Origin of the sequence: Paenibacillus anseongensis, assembly GCF_009757995.1 — a bacterium.
GTDB classification, from domain to species: domain Bacteria; phylum Bacillota; class Bacilli; order Paenibacillales; family NBRC-103111; genus Paenibacillus_E; species Paenibacillus_E chondroitinus.
Window position 1 is genome coordinate 94,524 of the sequence record NZ_WSEM01000009.1, and the last position, 21,133, is coordinate 115,656.

The window sequence follows — 21,133 nt, forward strand, 5'->3', positions numbered from 1 at the left end:
TGGAGGTTTTTTTACTTGCAATAATTAGTTATTCACTACGGGGCCTGCCGTAACGATTTCCTGCAAACGCGCCTGCAGATTGTCGGTGCAAACACCACCATGGAAAGCGATGATTGCGTTAAGGTCCAACTCTTGGAGCTTTGCAATGGATGCGAGCGCTGTTTCCTGATCCGGTGTATAGGTCGGGTTATAGGATTGCAGAACGCCATCCTTCGCTGTTAGAGCATCACCAGCGATCAGGGTTTTGCTCGGGATATGATAATAGGAGGTATGATCCGGCGTGTGACCTGGCGTATAGACGACACGAATGCCGCCAACAAACGGTAAAATATCGCCGTCTTTAAGGGCTACGTCGACTTTGACGGGTGGAGCGAGCTTTTTGCTCTTTACGAGCGGGATCTCCCCGGCTAGATAAGGCACGGCGGTTTCGTGAGCCAGCACTTGAACCTGGTCTCCGAAAGCTTCCACCAGCGCCGGCAGGCTGCCGATATGATCCATGTCTTGGTGGGTAATGATAATTTTGGTCAACTTCTCGAAAGGAATGGACAATTCCTGGAACGCGGCACGAATCAGCTCTAGTTGGCCGGGAATGCCTGTATCAAAGAGAATGACGTCTTGATCGTCCCATAGGATAGTAGGGATGAAGGAGTTGCTGTTGTTTGCTACACTTAGCTGAATAGTTGTAATGCCTGAGCCCAATTGAACCAATTCGAACACCGCCTAATTAAGATTGTATACTCTCTTATTATTCCTCTATTGCTGTAGAAAAACAAGTTCTGCGTAGAGGGATAAAAGAGAGCAGGCGAAGGAGGGGACTAGGCGTCCCCTCCCTGTTCGTTTTGTTTATTTCGATAACAAACGGTACAATACCTGCGCTGCTTCAGCTCGCGTTGCAAAGCCTTGAGGCTCGAATTGGCCTTCGGAGCGGCCTTGTATCAAACCTAGAGCTGCTGCTGCTTTTACATCGGCTAGGACCCATTGTCCGATGGCGGCTTCGTCCGAGAAAGAGGGCGCTGCTGCCGGATCGGTTTTACCGTGCAGAAGGCTGTAAGACCGCATTAGTATGGCCGTCATTTCTTCGCGCGAGACCAAAGCATTCGGCTCGAACTTATCGATTTCTCTGCCATTCACAATGCCGGCTTGTACGGCAGCGGCAACCTCAGGGGCGAACCAGTCGGATGATTGCACATCCTGGAATGAGGTGGTTGAATTGGTCATCTTCAATTTCAAGGCTCTTGCCATAAGTGCCGTAAATTGTGCGCGTGTGACCTTGCTCTCGGGTTCGAAGTTTTGTTCACTTGTACCGCTAATAATAAGTTTAGAGGCTAATTCTTGAATGACATCCGCCGCCCAGTGGGATTGTGGAACATCAGCGAAAGATTTAGATACTTCCAGAACGGTGTATTTGCTGAAATGAGAGATGTCGGAGCTTAAATCACCACTAAAGTAAGTTCCTCCTACGCGCTCCAGCCCTCCATTATCAGAGATGTAATACACGCTGCTCAGTTTCGGATTTACAGCAGAATCGAGTTTGAATTGAATTTGAACAGGTTGTTCGAAACTGGTAACGCTCAAGGTTTGGCCTGCTTTAGTCGTCACATACAGCTTAATGTTGTAGATCAAACTGCCTAGTTTCACGCTCGCGCCTAGTTGATTCGTAGCCTGACTAAGTACCCCTTCGCCAACCGTTGGCTCGTTATCCGGTTCGATGGCTAACGTGATTTTACTGTCGGAGCGTTCCAGCTCATTGACAAGATTGATCAGTTGGGTGAACACTTCCGCTGGCAATTCCAGTTTGAGCTTCTCCGCTTGAATCTCAAGCTTTTTATCGCCTAGCAACTCGGCGGTGTTAGAAGGTAAAAGGATCTGCTGAGCACCCGTTGGCAGGGAGATGGCAATCTTCTCTGTTCCGCTGGTCTGTAGTTGTTCCGGTTTCACGGAAACAACATTTGGTTCTGCTGGGGTTGAGACCGTCGGTGCCGGATAGCTTCCTAATGTCGGCCTTTCTCGGCTATCTACCAGGATAGTTGCTTTGGCATTCGGCGTAAGCAGCTTCTCTTCCTTGAGAGAGCTGGTGCTGATCTTAACTTGTTTTAGCGTTAGATCTACAGTGCCGGTACCTACTGCCCTGAAAGTTAAGGTACCGAGTTTGACAGAGCCGCTCAGACCGGTTAATGATCCTGTTTTCGTATAAACGAGCTGCACGTGTGTGCCGCCTTCCCGCACAATCTTGATTGGAAGTGCAAAGCCGTTCAGATCGGTAAATTTTTGCGTAGTATCCGGTTGAAGGATGGACCCGTCATAATACAGGTTAAGCTCATAAGCGAATAGATCGTTTAAGGAATCGCCTTGGATGTCTACCTTTACTGTTTGATTTTGCAGTAAGGAGTTTGTTGAAGTTGTTACAGAAAATACAGGGTCGACGGAGGCTGCCGCAACCTGCGGAAGCCAAAGTCCAACAGCTAAACATAAAGATAAAGTAAGCCCGAGCAGCATGCGTGCCATATCTATGTCCCGACCTTTCATCGAAAATTGCTTACGGTGTTAATACGAGCTTGGACTCCTCCTCGTTTGTTAGGGCAGGGGTGGATGCCGGCATCGTACGAACGTGGGTTGCTTGTTCAAAGGAGTATGCCAGTTTAATCAAAGTTCCTTCGTCGTATTCTCTCCCCAGGAGTTCAATTCCGAATGGAACTTGGTTGTTGTAGCCTGCCGGGAAGCTGATAGCGGGGAACCCGGAATAAGGGCTTAACCGGTTCGCATTCCCTGATGTTGTTGCATACATGATGGCATCTAATGAATTTTCACCTAATACTTGAGTTAGCGATTGTTGTGTGAGTTTTGTGCGTTCCCAAAGATCTTTATAGTAGTTGAGTGTTTCCAATGTCGTCACGTTATCGCGCTGAATCATTGAACTTTTTTGGCTTTGTAAAATGTCGTTGGATGCAATGATTTCTGTCAGTGTCTTGTAGGGAGCGTTCGCGCCGAGAGTAGCCAAGTAATCATTTAGATCAAACTTAAATTCCGTACCGCTCAAGCTGGCGTAGCCGAGGATTTTGGATTGGTTCGGTATGATTACGTTGTCGATGACGGTTGCGCCAAGCTCTTTCATTTTGTCAATGGCCGCATTGAAAGCAGCGTCGTTCCCGGTTGACAGTGAGCGTATGACGCCGATTCTCGCTCCTTTTAAACCGTCCTTATCCAAATAATCGGTGTAGCTCTTCGGAATATTACCGGTTGATAGAGCGGTGACAAGGTCGTTCGGATCATATCCGCTTACAACATCAAGTGCAATCGCAGCATCGGCTACGGACCGAGCCATTGGACCACCGACATCCTGAGAGTGGGCGAGAGGAATAATGCCTTCACGGCTCGTCAACCCGATTGTAGGACGAATACCTACGAGTGCGTTGCGCGAGGAGGGAATTCGAATAGAGCCGCCTGTATCTGTTCCGAGGCCGATCGTGCCGAAGTTTGCCGCAAGAGCCGCACCGGTACCGCCGCTTGATCCGCCGGGGTTCGTGGTCAGATCATACGGGTTTTTGGTCTGTCCGCCAAGCGAACTGAGTGTTGTCGTTCCAAAGGCGAATTCATGGAGATTAGATTTTGCGAGTATAATTGCGCCTGCATTCTTCAGCTTTTTAATCATATACGCATCGGTCGAGGTGTTGTTTGCTTTTAGACAAATACATCCGGCTGTTGTTGGCATGCCAATTGTATTGAAGTTGTCCTTCACAATAACGGGGATTCCATGAAGCGGGCCTCTAGGTCCTTTTTCGCTGCGCTCTTTGTCTAAAGCTGCTGCTTCTTCGAGTGCCTTCGGATTAACGTTAAGAATGGCTTTGATTTCAGGCCCTTTTTGATCATAGGCATCGATACGTGCCAAATATTTCGTAACAAGCTGGACGGCTGTCAGTTTACCGGCATTCATCGCATTTTGAATATCCATCACCGATGCTTCCATCAGCTCGAATTGCTTTGTATCATACAATACCTTTTTGCCTAATAAGCCTAGATCCGTCAGATCAATCGATCCGTTTTGGTTGAAATCGGCGCCAGCCGCCTTGGACCATGAAGCGTGAGTAGATGTAATACCGTAATAAGGAGCGAGTAAAGCTAAATCACCGATATCAAGCGCACCATTACCATTTAGGTCTCCGGTAACTTGGTTCGTTTGCAAGCTGAGGCTGCCAAAACGTGTTGCTTGGATTATGCCTGTATCTGCAAGGCCAAGCTCAGCGCTCACCTTAATATCCTGTACGCCGCCATTTGCTTTTGCTTTGAATTTAAGGCGGATCAGTGTTTTATTATTGACGGCTGACTCGCTAATGCTGGCAGTGACGACTGTTGCCTTACCTAGCTCTGCATTTTGTCCAACGATAGTAGTTGAACTGTCTACGGCTTGTACATCGATGAAATCAACTCGGGCAGGATTAAACTCGATGATAAACTTCTGGGCAGTCACTTTACCGCTAACTCCGGTTAACGCTACATCAACATCGAATAACGCTCCGCTGATTGTCGTTGAAGGGCCTGTCAGAAGGACGGATTCCGACCCTGGTGGCAAAACGACAACATTGGGTGCTGTTTGATATACAGTTTCTGTTACTGTAGACGAACTGTTCGGCGAATCGACGCTGGAGATCGAGGTTTCTGCGGCAGCGTTCATTGCTCCTATAGGCAACGTAGCTGCAATAAGGGCTGTGGAAAGTACCTTCGAAATAGAGCTTCTGGATAATAAGGATTTCATGAAGACGCCTCCAATAACGATTACGAATTTATTGAACGTGGGTAATTCTGAGCTAATGAGGAACTTAATCTTTTTGTCGTAGGGGAAATCATGCTGTTGTTCAGTTGCTAGTTTGATAGAAATGATAAATTAACCTGAGACCAATAACTTGAAGGGGATAATAAAGTGAATTTTATGTTAGATAATATCACCTCTACTTGGTTATTTTCACTTATGGACATCATTCTATTACATCATTTGTTAATGAACAAGGTAGATTTTACCAAGAAAGCGCATGCAAACATTCTAAAATTTTTAAAAATGTAAATTACGGTGCGATTCTTAAGTTTATAAGTTAACTTTTATGACATATGTCTAAATATGTAATTTTATCGTTGGACTTATTTTGAAGTGCTTGCTATTAATATTGTTGGGCGTTGCAAAAGGCAATTGAAGGTTATTTTGTGTAATGTCTGTGTTATGTATTTGATATAGGCTTAGAAGAATAGTGTTTAATTTCTCTGTTATTCTATCAAAGTCTATTCTTAAAAACATAGATAAACGAGTGAAAAATCTCGTAAAACAATGATATTTTAATATGTATGCGTTTTTATGGTTATGTAATGTATTTGATAAATAATATAACATTAAATACGATTGGGGTGTGTTTAAGCGTTTAAATCAAAAAATACCTAACATGGAGGTTTTCTTACGTGACATTTATTCATGAAAGTAAACTCAGCAAAAAGGTCCTCATCCCGTTCCTTGTCTTGGCTCTCTTTAGTATGATGTTGGTATTTATGAATCCGACCTCTGCGAGTGCGGCTGCGGCGATCCCTCCGCTATCAGACAGCAGAAATCCCCAGCTGCCTAACGTTATCGTAATCGCAACCGGCGGTACGCTTGCAGGTAAAGCAACGGATGCAACGAGTTTTCAAACTTATCAAGCAGGAACGTATCTGATGTCGGACTTGGTAAACCAATTGCCGAATAAAGATAAAATCGCTAATGTGAACACCTATCAATTTGGAAATAAAGGGTCAGGCAGCTATTCCATAGGTGACTTGTACGATCTGTCGCTTGCTGTGGATCAAGCGTTAGAAGTTTATGATGGCGTGGTTGTCACTTCCGGGACGGACACGATGGAAGAAATCGCGTATTTTCTTGACCTCACGGTTAGAAGTGAAAAGCCGGTTGTCGTTACTGGGGCTATGAGACCTTGGGATGTTATCGGAACGGACGGTCCAGCGAACCTGTACAACGCCATTAAGCTTGCAGGCAGTGGAAAAACGAAATCATTTGGTACTGTCCTTATGCTGAATGACACCATTCAAGCAGCGAGAGAAGTGACCAAAACGAACGCTCACCGTATGGATACCTTTGAAACGCCTATCCTCGGCGCACTTGGTTATATCGATGAGACGAATATTAGTATTTATCGTGCTACGGCTAGAGCGCTTAAAGCAGGAGAAACGGATTGGGCGACCCCTTTTGACTTGAAGACAATTACGAAGGACAAGCTCCCTGCCGTAGAGATTGCTTATGCTTATCAGGATGCTGGAGGCGGCGCGATTAACGGTCTGGTGGCCGATGGCGTCAAAGGGATTGTGACGGCAGGAACAGGTGCGGGCGGCATTTCATCGAAGATGAGCGCAGCGCGCAGCAATGCCATCAAACAAGGTGTTATTTTCGTCACGACAACACGGACAGGTTCAGGTACTATGTATCCTAGCTCGAGTAACGGCATCATCGCTGGGGATAGCTTGAACGCACAGCATGCTCGAATTATGCTTCTGCTTTCTATGGCTTTTTCCAGTGATTTTAACGTGATTAAAGGTTGGTTTGGCACTTATGGTACGCAAGATGTGGAAGAGGCATCCTAATTCACCTGGAGGTAAGGTTTAATGAATGATATGGATCATCCGAATCTCAAAAGAAGCCTAATCCCGCTCTATTTCATGTCTCTGATGCTCCTGTTGGCTGTATTGTTCAACCATCCGTCACATGCAGGTGCGGCGGAACCTTCGGGGACGGCTTTCCCGATCCCTCCGCTATCCGACAACAGAGACACTGGGCTGCCTAACGTTGTTGTGATCGCAACCGGTGGAACGTTGGCGGGTAAAGCAAGAGATGCAACGAGTTTTCAAACCTATCAAGCAGGTACTTACTTGATGTCCGATCTTGTAAACCAACTGCCGAATAAAAACAAAATTGCCAATGTGAACACGTATCAATTTGGCAATAAAGGTTCAGGCAGTTATTCGATGGGGGATTTGTACGACCTCTCACTTGCGGTAGATCAAGCATTGGAAGTTTATGATGGTGTGGTCGTTACTACTGGCACGGATACCATGGAGGAAATCGCGTATTTTCTTGACCTCACGGTAAGAAGCGAAAAACCGGTCGTTGTTACTGGCGCAATGAGACCCTGGGACGTCATCGGAACAGATGGTCCAGCGAATTTGTACAATGCCATTAAACTTGCAGGCAGCGGTAAAACGAAATCGTTCGGCACCGTGGTTATGCTGAACGACATCATCCAAGCAGCAAGAGATGTAACCAAGACGAACGCACAACGCATGGATACGTTTGAAACACCGATTCTAGGTGCACTTGGATATATTGATGAGACCAACATTCGTATTTATCGCACCACTGCGAAGCGGTTTAAAGCAGGTCGGGCGGACTGGGCGACCCCATTCGACTTGAAGAAAATCACGAAGGATAAACTCCCGGCAGTCGAAATCGTTTATGGCTACCAAGACAGCTCGGCCGGTGCGATTAAGGGATTTGTCGCGGAGGGGGCGAAGGGAATCGTGACCGCCGGTACAGGCGCGGGCGGCATTTCGTCGAAGATGAGCACGGCGCGCAGTAATGCCATCAAGCAAGGTGTTATTTTCGTCACCACAACAAGAACGGGCTCGGGCACAATGTACCCAGGCGGCGGTAACGGTATTATCGCTGGAGACAGTTTGAATCCGCAGCATGCCAGAATCATGCTTTTGTTGTCCTTGGCTTTTTCCAATGATTTTAATACGATCAAGAACTGGTTTGGAACTGTCGGAACGCAGGCCATTCAACTCAAGACACAAGCGCCTGATATTGAGGCTCCGGTATGGCCGCAGGGCAGCGCCCTTCAGGTTACGAATATTGGACAAAATAGCCTGACTCTCAGTTGGCCGGAAGCTTCGGATGATATTGGCGTGAAGCAATACCGAATTTATGAGACGGGAAGCGGCACCGTGGTCGGAAACGTCTACGCTTCAGTGACGAATGGCGTGTATGCTTCGGTTACTGATACTGTCTACTCCTCAGTTACAGGAAGTGTCTATTATTCTTTCAACCTCAGTACTTTAACAGCAGGTACGACCTATACATTTAGTGTTACAGCGATAGATGCTGCGGGTAATGAGAGTATTGGGCTTAGCAAGACGATTCAGACTAACTCACCAAGAAGTTCGTCAGATTCAACAGGTTCGTCAAACTCGGGTTCAGTTTCTCCTGTTGTGCCTGTCAAGCTAGATGTGACGGTTCCAGCAGGCGGTACGCGCAGTGTAAGTTGGAAGGATGCCATTTGGATAACCATACCTGAGGGAGCGACGGGTCAAGAGCTTCATCTAACAGCTGAAGCATTGCAAAATGTAGATGGGTTAGTCAGCGATAGTCGTAAGCTGCTTAGTTCTGTTTTTGAGATTTTGAAAAACTTCACGAAGAACTTCGATAAGCCGATAAGTATTTCGCTCCTGTTTGATCCGGCCAAGTTAGGTCAAGATCAGCGACCATCTGTTTTTTATTACGATGAAACGAAAAAGTGGTGGATTGAAATCGGCGGAACTGTCGTGGATAACAAAATAACAGTGGAAGTAGATCACTTTACGAAGTTTGCAGTGTTCGCAGTGGACAAACCGAAGAGCCCGGGAAGTGCGGAAGTTTCCTTCTCGGATATAGCTGGACACTGGGCGGAACTGGACATCAAGCAAGCTGTAACGCAGAAAATCATCAGTGGCTATGCAGACGGGACGTTCAAACCGGACAATTCGGTTACGAGGGCCGAGTTTACAGTCATGCTGATGAACGCGCTGAAGGTTGACAAAAAGGGCACGGCGCCTGCGTTCACAGATCAGCAGCAGATCCCTGCGTGGGCTGAAATGGCGGTTGCTCAAGCGGTAGATTTGGGAATCATTCACGGCTATGAGGATCAGACTTTCCGGCCGGATGGCTTAATTTCCCGCGTGGAAATGGCGGCGATGATTTCGGCAGCTTTGGGTACGACGCCGGCAGCGCAAGCGGCAACCAGCTTTGCCGATGACGAAGAGATCCCGGCATGGGCGAAAGGTCATGTAGAGAGTATTCGCCTACTAGGCATTATCGACGGACGCAGCGGTAATCTGTTTGAGCCGGCGGATACAGCTACGCGGGCGGAAGCGGTTAAGGTGCTCATGAAAATGATGCAGCGGAAATAAGGGGAAGGCCACCTTCGGGTGGTCTTTTTTTTGGCGATGGGAACAGTGATCCTCTATTTTGCTGAAAAGGTACACTTTCGGCCTGGGAGGGGAACTACGGTCCGCTAATGTGACGATTTCACCTGAAAAACGGGTGATGGAGGCGAAATAAGACCCTGCAGTTCCTCACAGAGAGCGAAATGCTCGATATCTTCCAATTAGCGAACTCCAGTTCCCTTGAGCAAAGCTTAAGCGGTGTTCATGTCATTCTACAACAACGGCACGTTGAGCTGCCTTTGACCGCGGTTTGCGGGTTCTCTCAATCCATATCGTGAAAACGAGGAGAGCAAGAAGACCCAAGACAATGAAGAGAGGAAGCCAGCTTTTTGCAAATCGACCTGCCTCCATCATCACCAGCATCGCAATTGTTGGCAGCAGAGGCTCGCCGTAGGCTTTCCACCAGTTAAGCGTAAACTTTTCATAATAATAAAATCCGATCATTGTCAGAGCAGACACGGCCCAACCTCCGGTATAAATCCAAACGGCAAGCACAGGGCTGCTGGCGGCAACCATAGGGACTAAAATGACAACGAAAATTCCGGCGGCAATCATCACCCAGAAGGTGGATTTCGTTTTGCCGATACCTGCCATAATACTGCCTCCTAAACGGCCGACAGAAGAGAAGAGGACGCCTAGCGCCATTAGACGAATGTATGTAGCGGAATCCCCTGTCGAATAGTCCGAACCAAATAAAAATCCATTGATTTGACTCGGATATAAACAAATGATTGCGGTCAACGGATAAAGCAAAATGTTATTATAGCGGATACAATTCGTACCGCGATTCTTGCTCTCCTGGGCATCCTGTGCGTTCTCTGCGACAAAGGGGAGGGTGACGATCATGAACGCCCATGTGATGATTCCAATGAAGCCGGTAATTCGGAAACCATTTGCTAAATAACCTACGGCTAATACAGAGCTTGATCCTACCATCATGACGAGAAAAGGCTGTTGGAAAGCTTTTGCGATATTCCCAGCCCAGGTTGGTAGTCCGTACGAAAGCATGGTTTTGACCTCCTGAATCGGAAGCGGACCGAACCATAGGGGTTTATGCACACGTTCAACTTTGATGCAAATAATAAAGGCCGTCAGGAATGCTCCTACGCCCATCCAAAGTGAAATGTTTTCCAGCAAGCTCATACTGCCGCGCGGCAAAAGTACGCCTAGCACTGTGCCGGTGGTGGATAGTGCCGTCGTAATCACCATAAAGAAGGCTTGCGTTCCGAAATCGCGGTTCCCGGAGAAGGATGCAACGCCGATGTTTAGAATGGAGTTGAAAATAAACATGATCGAACTCAGCAGCAATGCGCCTCGAAGCTCTGGTAAATGATAGTAGTTCGCCAAAAGTGGAGCTAGAGCTAAGAGTAGCAATCCGATAATCAAGCTAAAAAGGAAGCTCCCTGTCAAAGCGACGCGCAAATTGGTTTGAACCGCTTCCAGTGGTTTGCGCGAAAACGCATAGATTAAGGAAGAGTTGAAGCCGAAATTGAGAAATAGTGCGATCATTCCGAAAATTTGCAGCAACAGATTGACCTCGCCAAACCGATCTGGGTCACCTAACTCCCGGGCGAGTACGATACTTCCCACGGTTTGCAGCATTTGATTGATAAAAAGTCCGAGACCGATGATAGACACGTTTCGAAGTAAAAAACGTTGTGTATCAGATAAATTGAATCGCTGTGTTCGCATGGGGACTTCCCCTTTTCCGTGGATTAGGTCGGACGCTTATGATATCCAAAGCGTATCAAACACCTTCGTGTATGACAAACCAAGGATTTGAAGGAAAACGGAGAAAAATAAAGATAATCATTGCTTATGTGGGGTTGTTAATTCCTGTGAGAGAAATATGTGGGAAAATCCAATTATTCATCTTGACACACCTATATCCATGAAATACTATGTAATAAACATTAATAAACATTATTTTAATATTAATGAACATTATCATTCATTAACGAGCAAAAAATGAGGGGGGGACGTCTATTGTTATCACATGATTCGATTTGGCACATTTCCGATATGTCGCTTACTTTTCGCATGATTTTATCTGTGGTACTCGGAGGGCTTATTGGTCTGGAGAGGGAATGGAGCAATCATGCAGCTGGACTGCGAACTCATATTCTTGTATGTGTCGGTTCAACAACTATCATGCTGTTGTCTATTTACGGGTTTAATGATTTCATCATTGAACCGAATGTCAGGGTTGATCCTGCTCGTTTGGCTGCACAAGTGATAAGCGGAATCGGCTTTCTTGGTGCGGGAGCCATTATGCGCACGGGCGCGACCGTTTCCGGCTTGACTACGGCGGCCTCGATTTGGGTAGTAGCCGCAATCGGGCTATCGGTAGGGGCAGGATTTTATTATGTATCTATTTTGGCAGCCATTCTTGTCTTGTTTTGTCTATTTGTTTTGAATCATTGGGAGAAGTACCTCCTACGGAAACGCCGACACAAAGAATTTATTCTCTGTGTATCGAGTAATCCTGAAAGTTTAAATCTTGTTTTCAATAAGCTGACCGAACTCAAAATACACATTAGGACTATGCAGATGGTTCCGCGCATGGAAATAGCGGAAGCTAATGCTTACAACGGTGAGGTTTCATTAGGCATTTCAATTAAAGTGCAAAACGATAAGTCGTTGACGGATATTTTGAAAACGCTTATCTCCCTTCCGGACGTTCTGGGTGTAGAGCCAAGTGCTCAGCATGAACATTCTGGTGGAAGCGGTAGCGAACATGTAGTTAAATCCTTGCACTCTTAGGGGAGTAAAGTCATTCATATCGTAGTAAAGAAAGCGTAGAAGCAGTGGCTCTTCCTATTTGGAAGGTAGCGGCCAGGCGGCTATGCTTATTTGTTTTGTTTAACAGTAATTAAACATAATCAAGCAAATTATCTGCTAATATTTATGAAAAATTCGTATTGACGAAAGTGAAATTCGGATAGTATACTCAAAACAATCAATAATGAGCAGTAATAAACATTTTATTGCATTAAAATATGAGCAGGAAGGAGAAGAAGGGATTTATGCTGTAATTCGGCATAGAACGGAAGCAGCATATGCGGGTCTGATTGGATTTATTTAAATGTAGTTTACAACCGCAGAAGTCATTAGATAGAAATGGGAGGAATCATAGATGGAACAAGCAAAACTCGTACAGAATCGTATTCAATCGCGTGCATATCGATTAGTAAAGCCTCATGAGGTAATTGAGACGGTTCTTGAAAAACAAGTGCAAGATTGGGATGTTGTCGTAGAGCCGACCCTGGGCAGCGTGTGTCATGCGGATTTACGCTATTTTAGTGGGCAACGGCGAGCAGAAGCGTTGGAAAAAAAGCTTCCTATGGCACTTATTCATGAAGGAATTGGCATCGTAAAGTCAAGTGGTACACCGGCAGTCAAAACGGGCCAACGAGTTGTTATTGTACCGAACATTCAAGGTTATATGCTGGATGGAACAGATCCGATGAACTGTTGTGAGTCATGCAGAAGCGGCAAGGGCGTAAATTATTGCACACGGGGGCGTTTTCTGGGAAGTGGAACCGACGGCATTGCTCAGAGCAGATTGGTATTTCCAGCAGCAAGTGCAATCCCGATTCCAGATGAAGTGCCGGATGAAATTGCCGTACTGACAGAGCTAAGCTCCGTTTCCTATCAAGCACTCCATCATGTTGCTGATGCACTTAAGAGTGCACAGGTAGTTGTATTCGGAGACGGTCCGGTCGGATATTTGGCAGCTGCCATGCTTCATCATGTTTATGGTGTAAGTCAAGACCGCCTCACTGTATTCGGTGCTGTCCCGGAGAAGCTGGCACAATTTGAATTTGCCACCCGCAGACTGGTGCAGGACTATGATTTTTCCAAAGGTGAAAAGTATGATGTCGCTTTGGAATGCACGGGTGGTAAGTTCTCAGAAAGTGCGATAAATCAAGCTATTGAGGTGTTAAATCCAGGCGGACATCTCATTCTGATGGGAGTAACGGAAGATCGGGTGCCCATTAATACGAGGGACGTTCTTGAGAAAGGAATCACAATGAGAGGAAGCAGTCGTAGTTCTATTGATGATTTCATTCCTGTGTTGGAAGCTATGAAAGATTTGCAATGCCAGGAAACCTTAAGGAAGCTGCTTCCGGATGAACGGACACAGATTCAATCCGCAGCAGATTTCGCACATGTTATGGAATTTGCTGAATCCAACAGAGGGTGGAAGAAGATTCTGCTAAATTTCAAATGGTGATGTTTCAGTAATGACAAAAATAATGAATTGAAGTAAACTTATCTAAGCAAAAAGAAAGCGTTTACCAAAAGAAATAAACATTAATAAGCATCAATATCTTTTATATTAACGGAAGGAGGATCCATTTGAACAAACAGAGACTTTGGGGCAAGTTTCGCCCGTATGTCATGATTGCGCCTGCCATGGCCGGTATCCTTGTTTTTGTCATTTACCCTATTCTGTACCTGATTTATTTAAGCTTCTTTAAATATAACATGCTGAATAAGGCAAAGAGCAGGTTCATTGGTCTGGATAATTTTATTGAAATCTTCACGAGAGAAGACTTTTACAAATCACTATGGAATACGTGCTTGTACACGATTGGAGTTGTCGTTCTGACCTTGGCATTATCCTTGATCATAGCCGTTTGGCTAAGCAACAACAGCAAATTCAATTCCTTGATTCAAGTCGGTATCTTTACACCTCATATTATTTCAATCGTATCGATTGCGCTCGTATGGCTTTGGATGATGGAGCCAAGTGTCGGTTATCTCAATTACATGTTGAAAGCGCTCGGTTTACCACCGTCCCAATGGTTGCAAAGCTCTAGAACGGCTTTGGTTTCTGTCATTCTCGTTTCGGTATGGCACAGCATCGGCTATTACACGCTAATTATCATCGCAGCCATCCGAGGAATTTCTAAAGAGATTCTTGAAGCAGCGGCTATTGATAATGCCAGTAAGTTTAGGGTGCTGTTTTCAATAACGATTCCCATGATTTCGCCACAGCTATTTTTTATCCTTATCATTATGACCATCGGTTCGTTCAAAGTTTTTGATACGGTGAGAATCATGACGGGAGGCGGTCCCAATAAAGCAACCAATACGCTTGTTTACTACATTTATGAATTCCGTACGACGAATATCGGTTATGCTTCAGCGACGGGCGTAGTACTGATGGCGGCAATCGGGCTGTTGACCGTGCTGTACTTCCGATTACTGTCCAAAAAAGTCCATTATTCTTAATGGCAAACTAGAGGATGAAAAAGGAGAGTACAATTGGCCATGAAGCGAACCGTCAGCTTTATTTTCAAAATCGCGCTTCTACTTGTTTTTATATTCCCGTTTCTGTGGATGATATCGACGTCATTGCAGTCTTATGATGAGATTATGACGTTCCCGCCAACGATGGTTCCAGCTATGCCGCAGTGGAAAAATTTCACGGATGCTATGGGTACGGGGCCATTTTTAACCTATACAAGGAATTCCGTCATCGTGACGCTTTCCGTTATCGTTCTGCAAGTGATTGTGATGATCCCAGCTGCTTACGCTTTTGCCAAGTACAATTTTTATGGAAAAGGAATCCTGTTCGGCATGGTGCTGTTGGCGTTTATGATTCCCGGCCAGGTTACCTTCATTCCTGTTTATTTGATGCTGGCGGATTGGGGCTTAATCAAGTCGCTGCTGCCGCAAATTATTCCGTTTATGTCCAATGCATTCGGCATCTTCCTGCTGCGCCAATATTTTATGCAAACTCCGGAAGAAATCATAGAGGCTGCCAGAATAGATAACGCGAGCGAGTTCAGAATCATGTGGAATATCCTGACTCCAATGGCTATGCCTGCCTTGGCAACGGTTGTCCTCTTCAGCTTTGTCAGCCATTGGAACGATTATTTCTGGCCTTTAGTGATGACCGATTCGACACCTGTTCGGCCTCTTACCATAGGTATTTCGATGCTGAAGGAAACGGAAGGCGTGAACAATTGGAATATTCTTATGGCGGCCAATGTGGTGTTGGTTATTCCCATTTTGATTGTGTATGCATTCTGCTCGAAATACATTGTTAAAGCTTTTGTATACTCAGGAATTAAATAAACTAAAACAATCTAATCCTATTAATGGAGGGGTAAATACATGAAGAAAAAAGTTGGCAATATGATGGTCGCTGCAGTCGTATTAACGGGTTTGCTAGCAGGCTGTTCATCAAATGGAAGCGGCGTTGAAGGAACAACGGCTCCAGCATCGACTTCGGCTGCGACGGCCAAGGCCTCTGGCGAGCCGGCAAAAGGCAAGGCTACGGTTCAATTTTGGCACTCTCTCGGGGGAAAAACCGGTGAGTATATGACAGCAATGATTGACCGATTCAATGCTTCCCATCCTAATATTGAAGTGGTTGGAACGTTTCAAGGCAATTATGATGAAACCGCTACCAAATTGCAGCAGTCGATTGCAGCCAATACCGCACCCGACGTAACGATGCTTGAACGCGCATATGTTGAGCAGTTCGCAGACGCTGAGGTATTGCAAGATCTTAACGCTTATATGAAAAGTTCGAAGCTGAGCGCAGATGATTTCGTTCCTGGTTTGATGGGGCATTCTACGTTTAATAACAAATTGGTATCCTTGCCTTTAAACCGTTCCACGCCGATTTTCTATATCAATAAGGATATGCTGGATGAAAAAGGACTTGCGGTTCCGACAACTTGGGACGAACTGAACAAAGTTGCCAACGCGTTGGTGATTAAGGAAGGAAGCGAATACAAGCGTTATGGACTTACCATGGTTCACGATTCGTGGTACCCGATTGCCTTGATTGCGCAAGCAGGCGGTAAGTTTTTCAATGAAAAAGCAACTTCAGTTGATTTTATTGATAACGGAATTGGGGACAAAGTGTTTAGCTACTTGAAGGATATGCAAAAGTCTGGCGCTTTGTACTACCCACCTTCACAAAACTCCGGCAGCATTGTCAATCAGATGTTCACAGACGGTAAAGTCGGGATGATGTTCCAATCGACAGGTGTCATGGGATCGCTTTCCAACCTTAAGTTTAAAATGGTAACCGCTTTCATGCCGAAAGATAAAGTGAATGCTGAGCCTACAGGCGGCGCTAATATTGCCATGACTACCGGATCCAAGCAAAAGGACGCAGCATGGGAGTTCATTAATTGGGTGGAGACTGATCCGCAAGGCGGCTTACAGTTCATAATCGATACGGGTTACCTGCCTTTCACCAAGAAAATGGTCGAAACGAAGCAAATTCAGGATCTATGGACGAAAGAGCCGAATCGCAAGGTCGCTTACGATCAGCTTCAATTTGCCGTTGATACCAATAAAAGCGTCGTTTGGCCGGAAGTTATGAAGGAGTTTCATTCCGTTATGCAGGCAATCATGTATGACAGCAAAGATATCAAATCGTCATTGGATGGATTTAAAAAGGAAACGGAACGAATTTTGAAGTCCAAATAAAATAATGTGGAGGAATGGCGACAATGTCCTTAACTGACAAGAACTTAGGGAGCAAGGCTATTCAATGGCAAGCGCACCAAAACTCGAATTCGGAAGTACCCGAGAATACGATGGCAGCGATGAATTACGCATGGAATCTCGGGGGAATACCCGAGATTGATATCCGGCAAACGGCAGATGGCATCATTATCGGTATACATGACGCAACGCCGAAACGAACACTGTCCGTACCCGAAGCGGATCAAGACAAGCTGATCTCTGAACTTACTTTTGATCAGATTCAGCAATGGGATGCAGGTGTGAAATTCGGCGAGCAGTTCCGTAATGAGAAGGTTCCTTCACTTAAGCAGATATTGGCTGTTTTGTCCGAGCATTCCGACCGTCAGCTCTATCTGGACTTTAAACAGGTAGATTTGGAAGCATTGGCTGCGCTGATTCAAGAATATGGCGTAGCCCGGCAGATTATTTTTGCCCACAATAATCATGAGAATTGTAAAACCGTTAAACGGTTAGTTCCCGAGGTTAGAACCATGCTGTGGATTCCTGCGCGTTTCCCAGAAACAGCGGTGGAAACATTCACACATATTCGTCAAACAGGGTTTGACTCCCTCAATATGGTTCAGCTTCACCTGCCAGATGCCGAGGAAAAGCAGTCGTGGCGTTACAAACTGCAGAAGACTTTTATTCAAGAGGCTCTGCAGTATCTAGGAGAAGCGGGGATGGAATTGGAAGTGCTGCCGTATAAATTTGATCAGGAAGACTTATTCGAATTGCTGAACATGGGAATTCGGCGATATGCAGTTGACGAGCCAAGTATATTTGTTGAGCTATTGAATCGCTATTTTGATTAGGGAAGAGAGGTCAAATTCGATGAGAGCTAAAAGGTGTATGGTGTTGATTGCAGGAGTCGTGCTCACCTGTGTGCTTGGGTCATCCATGCCTACGGCGAGTGCAAAGCAGCCTTCATGGCATTCAAAAGTGTTTGATTTGTCCGCACAGCCGACGGAGCTGGTTCGTGATAAAGCGTTGCAAAATGGCACCGTTCTGCAATCATTTGCTTTTGATAACGTAAATAAGCATATCTATACCGTGCAGTTGATGGCAGGCGGGCTTATGCTTCCGGGAGAACCGACTGCCGTCAGCGGGGCCAATCGCAGTTTGAACGGAGATTTGGCTTTGACTGAACTGGATCTTGAGGGAAACAAGTTAGGTTACATGTACTTGAAAGGTTTCGGTCATGGTGTTCAAATCGGAGTTGAAACGGAAGACGGAAATCCTTATATTTGGTCGGAAACAGACTCCGTTGCAGAGGGGAAAGATGGTTGGGGAACCGTCATCACAAGATTCAAGTTTGAGAATGGAAAGATTTTAACTCACGAGTCGCCGGAGCTTCAGAAACATAAGCTCATCGAAGGGGCGGATCGCACAACGGTAAATATTGATGCGGCTAACGACTTGTTAACAATGCGTTATCGGAAAGATGGTGTTTTCCACTTCGGTGTGTATGAATTGGAAAGTGTTAAGCAGCACCAGTATGACGCTATTGCGGATGTTGTGCAGCCAAGTGTAGGAACATTTCAAGGCTTCGCCTCTTACGGGCAATATCTCTATTTGCTGGAGGGGAGTTCTTACGGCACAAGCGGTTCGGTTGAACCGACAGGCAATACGTACATTACTACTGTGAATTTTGATACAGGAGAAATAGTCGACAAGCAGCTGATTACGGCAGGGAGTTCTTTATCTTTTAGAGAACCGGAAGGCTTAGCTGTACGAATTCCCGATGTTAAACACCCTCAAAAAGCGGAGCTTGGTGTAGGGTTTGCCTCCGACTTCACCCCTTTGCGCTTGGCAAATGTGTACACGTACAATCGGATGCTACCTGAGGTGGCTATTAAAAATCGCAATAAATAGATTTTACTTGACCGAATAAACAGCATATACTAATCTAAAAGCAAAAATAAGCGAATATACTCTTATCTGAGCATAATATTAGCAAAGTTTGCACATAAGAGGGGTGCCTCGTGTTAGCGGCAGAACGAAAATTTAGGATAGTCGAATATGTAAAAATACATCGTGTTGCAACAATCGCTGAATTAGCCCAAGAATTCAACGTTCATGAAGCTACCATTCGAAGGGACCTGGAGGAAATTGAACAAAAGGGACTTGCAAAGAGGACACACGGTGGGGTGACAATCGATCAATGGACGCATAATGAACCTTCGTTTAATGAAAGAGTTGTCCAACAGTTCGATCAAAAAGACAGGATTGGCAAGATGGCCGCAAGCATGGTGGAAGACGGAGAGCACATCATTATTGACTCCGGAACTACAACGCTGCATATTGCCAAAAACCTGGTTCAACGATCAAACATTACAGTGGTCACCAATGACATGAATATTGCTACAGAGCTGCGTGATGCACCGGGCATCAAGGTCATTGTAACCGGCGGCGATCTTTATCCTTCCAGCTATATGTTAAACGGTATGTTCACGGATCATGTTCTGGGTTCCCTCCATGTTCAGAAGGCATTTATCGGGATTCCTGTCATTCATCCCAAGTACGGTCTCATGCATCCGGAGGCCCAGCTGGTTCCGACCAAAAAAGGCATGATAAATGCGGCTGAAAAGATAATTGTTGTAGCGGATGACAGTAAAATAGGTAAGGTATCACTACATACCGTAGCTCCTTGCACATCCATTAATACACTGATTACAGGCAGCAACGTATCGGAAAATGTGGTACGGCAATTCCGCGACAGTGGAATGGATGTTATCATGGTGTGATCGATGAGTGCGGAGAACGGCAAAGTTTAAGAGAGTTCAACGAGGATACCCGTGGGGTGTCCTTTTTGTAATTACTCTTTTATATGAAAGGGAACTGTGTTCCGCTAATATGCTGAAAAGCTGGCATATGGCTAGTTAGAGGGAACTATGATCCGCTATTCAGCCATTTTGGCAGAGATAGGCCAATTTGAAGGGCAATAGGACCCTGTAGTTCCGTTTGGAACGTAACTGGAGTCTATTTAGCACAAATAGCGCCTTATAGTTCCCCTATCGGTGACGGTGACTGGTCTAGCTTCGACAACGGCGTTTGCCGTGTGCATCTTTCCTGTTACAATAATACAAGAGGGTAGAGGGGAGCAAGTTCATGAAACTGGTCTGTTTCGGAGACAGTATAACTTCAAGGACAGAAGGTTACGATCGTCCGCTATTGACCATAAAGCTTGCCTCTAAACTCGGCGAAGAATGGGAAGTCATTAACGCTGGCGTGCCTGGCAATAATACATTTGATGCGATCGAGAGAATTCAAAGTGATGTCTTATCTCATAGCCCGGATCTCGTGACGGTACTATTTGGCGCAAATGATGCTGCACATCATAAGAGGGTTCAATTGCTAGATTATAAAAGGAATCTCACTGATATTGTTACTATTCTTTCACCAGCCAAAGTCATTCTAATTAGCCCGGCACCCGTAGATGAGAAGTTACAGCATGCTCGAACAAATCTTGTGCTTAAGGAATATGCAGAGGCCGTTAAAGAAGTGAGTGAAGCAACGGGAAGTCAGTTTATCGATTTTTTCGCAAAAATGATATGGGTTCGCCATTTATCCGAACTATTAAAAGGGCAAAGAAATGACGGCCTACATTTCGGCGAACTAGGATATGAGTATTTATCCGATGAAATAAAAAAGGAAGTGTTGATCTATGAACGTAGAAACGGTCATGCGAGAACTTGAACTTCTGGGTAAGGAACGAACCAAGAAAATTTACGTCTCCAACGGTGCGCACGAGCCACTATTTGGCGTAGCTACCGGTGAAATGAAGCCCATTGCCAAGAAAATTAAGCTCAATCAACCTTTGGCTGAGGAGCTTTACAATACTGGAAACTACGATGCGATGTATTTTGCCGGCGTTATTGCTGACCCAAAGGCAATGACGGAAGCGGATTTTGACCGTTGGATAGATGCAGCATATTTTTATATGGTGTCTGATTATGTGGTTGCTGTAACTTTGGCAGAAACAGATATCGCTGAGCAAGTTGCCGATAAATGGATCCATAGCGGTGAAGAGTTGAAAATGTCGGCAGGCTGGAGTTGTTACTGCTGGCTCTTGGGTAACCGACGGGACAGCGAATTTGATGAAAGTAAACTTGCCGCTATGCTCGAAAGGGTGAAAAATACGATTCATGATGCGCCCGAACGAACGAAATATGCGATGAATAATTTCATCTACACAGTAGGAGTATCCTATTTGCCGCTTCATGATAAGGCTGTTGAAACCGCAGAAGCCGTTGGTCCAGTTGAAGTCGAACGCAATAAGAGGCTGATCGCTTCCGATCGTATTCAAAAGGAAGTGGAAAAAGGGAGAATCGGTTTCAAACGCAAATATGTAAGGTGTTAAATTTCATTGTCGGAATTTGTAGATTTGTGTTAGGATGAACATCAG

At 45.5% G+C, this 21,133-nt stretch carries 16 protein-coding genes; 12 read left to right on the top strand and 4 right to left on the bottom strand.

Going from position 1 to position 21,133, the window contains the following annotated elements; genetic code table 11:
• Positions 1–24: 24 nt before the first annotated feature.
• The 3 genes from GON05_RS12105 to GON05_RS12115 all read right to left on the bottom strand — a co-directional run bounded on the left by GON05_RS12105 (position 25) and on the right by GON05_RS12115 (position 4,750).
• The gene (locus GON05_RS12105; RefSeq protein WP_157319397.1) at positions 25–708 is read right to left on the bottom strand and encodes an MBL fold metallo-hydrolase; all 684 of its coding nucleotides are present in this window, start codon (positions 706–708) and stop codon (positions 25–27) included.
• 135 nt (positions 709–843) lie between these two features.
• Entirely contained in the window at positions 844–2,505 is a 1,662-nt protein-coding gene (locus GON05_RS12110) for an S-layer homology domain-containing protein (protein WP_181646585.1), read from the bottom strand.
• A 31-nt stretch (positions 2,506–2,536) separates the two neighbouring features.
• Positions 2,537–4,750 (bottom strand): amidase family protein, encoded by a 2,214-nt coding sequence (locus GON05_RS12115; RefSeq protein ID WP_157319399.1) that lies wholly within the window; start codon positions 4,748–4,750, stop codon positions 2,537–2,539.
• Positions 4,751–5,442: 692 nt separating this feature from the next.
• Between GON05_RS12115 and GON05_RS12120 the strand changes: the two genes are divergently transcribed.
• Positions 5,443–6,612, top strand: coding sequence for an asparaginase (locus GON05_RS12120; RefSeq protein WP_309492398.1), 1,170 nt, complete (start codon positions 5,443–5,445; stop codon positions 6,610–6,612).
• A gap of 21 nt (positions 6,613–6,633) precedes the next feature.
• Positions 6,634–9,192, top strand: a complete 2,559-nt coding sequence (locus GON05_RS12125; protein ID WP_157319400.1) for an asparaginase domain-containing protein — start codon at positions 6,634–6,636, stop codon at positions 9,190–9,192.
• Between the two features lie 243 nt (positions 9,193–9,435).
• Here GON05_RS12125 and GON05_RS12130 read toward each other — a convergent pair whose 3' ends face one another.
• Positions 9,436–10,920 (bottom strand): oligosaccharide flippase family protein, encoded by a 1,485-nt coding sequence (locus GON05_RS12130; RefSeq protein ID WP_157319401.1) that lies wholly within the window; start codon positions 10,918–10,920, stop codon positions 9,436–9,438.
• 330 nt (positions 10,921–11,250) lie between these two features.
• Here GON05_RS12130 and GON05_RS12135 point away from each other — a divergent pair, with 330 nt between their 5' ends.
• The 10 genes from GON05_RS12135 to GON05_RS12180 all read left to right on the top strand — a co-directional run bounded on the left by GON05_RS12135 (position 11,251) and on the right by GON05_RS12180 (position 21,088).
• Complete coding sequence (locus GON05_RS12135; protein ID WP_157319440.1) at positions 11,251–11,991, top strand: MgtC/SapB family protein; 741 nt, start codon at positions 11,251–11,253, stop codon at positions 11,989–11,991.
• 373 nt (positions 11,992–12,364) lie between these two features.
• A complete protein-coding gene (locus GON05_RS12140; RefSeq protein ID WP_157319402.1) occupies positions 12,365–13,465 on the top strand; it encodes an alcohol dehydrogenase catalytic domain-containing protein in 1,101 nt (366 codons plus the stop codon).
• Positions 13,466–13,632: 167 nt separating this feature from the next.
• Complete coding sequence (locus GON05_RS12145) at positions 13,633–14,469, top strand: carbohydrate ABC transporter permease (RefSeq protein WP_174806808.1); 837 nt, start codon at positions 13,633–13,635, stop codon at positions 14,467–14,469.
• Between the two features lie 39 nt (positions 14,470–14,508).
• A complete protein-coding gene (locus GON05_RS12150; RefSeq protein WP_127455984.1) occupies positions 14,509–15,318 on the top strand; it encodes a carbohydrate ABC transporter permease in 810 nt (269 codons plus the stop codon).
• Between the two features lie 39 nt (positions 15,319–15,357).
• Entirely contained in the window at positions 15,358–16,689 is a 1,332-nt protein-coding gene (locus tag GON05_RS12155; protein WP_157319403.1) for an ABC transporter substrate-binding protein, read from the top strand.
• Positions 16,690–16,712: 23 nt separating this feature from the next.
• The gene (locus GON05_RS12160; protein ID WP_157319404.1) at positions 16,713–17,540 is read left to right on the top strand and encodes a glycerophosphodiester phosphodiesterase; all 828 of its coding nucleotides are present in this window, start codon (positions 16,713–16,715) and stop codon (positions 17,538–17,540) included.
• Between the two features lie 37 nt (positions 17,541–17,577).
• Positions 17,578–18,600, top strand: a complete 1,023-nt coding sequence (locus GON05_RS12165) for a phage baseplate protein (protein ID WP_221435225.1) — start codon at positions 17,578–17,580, stop codon at positions 18,598–18,600.
• Positions 18,601–18,710: 110 nt separating this feature from the next.
• Positions 18,711–19,472 (top strand): DeoR/GlpR family DNA-binding transcription regulator, encoded by a 762-nt coding sequence (locus GON05_RS12170; RefSeq protein WP_181646587.1) that lies wholly within the window; start codon positions 18,711–18,713, stop codon positions 19,470–19,472.
• 364 nt (positions 19,473–19,836) lie between these two features.
• Positions 19,837–20,424, top strand: coding sequence for a GDSL-type esterase/lipase family protein (locus GON05_RS12175; protein ID WP_157319406.1), 588 nt, complete (start codon positions 19,837–19,839; stop codon positions 20,422–20,424).
• Positions 20,393–21,088: a DNA alkylation repair protein gene (locus tag GON05_RS12180; RefSeq protein WP_157319407.1), complete on the top strand. Its 696-nt coding sequence runs from the start codon at positions 20,393–20,395 to the stop codon at positions 21,086–21,088. Before GON05_RS12175 ends, GON05_RS12180 begins: the two co-directional genes overlap by 32 nt.
• Positions 21,089–21,133 lie beyond the last annotated feature (45 nt).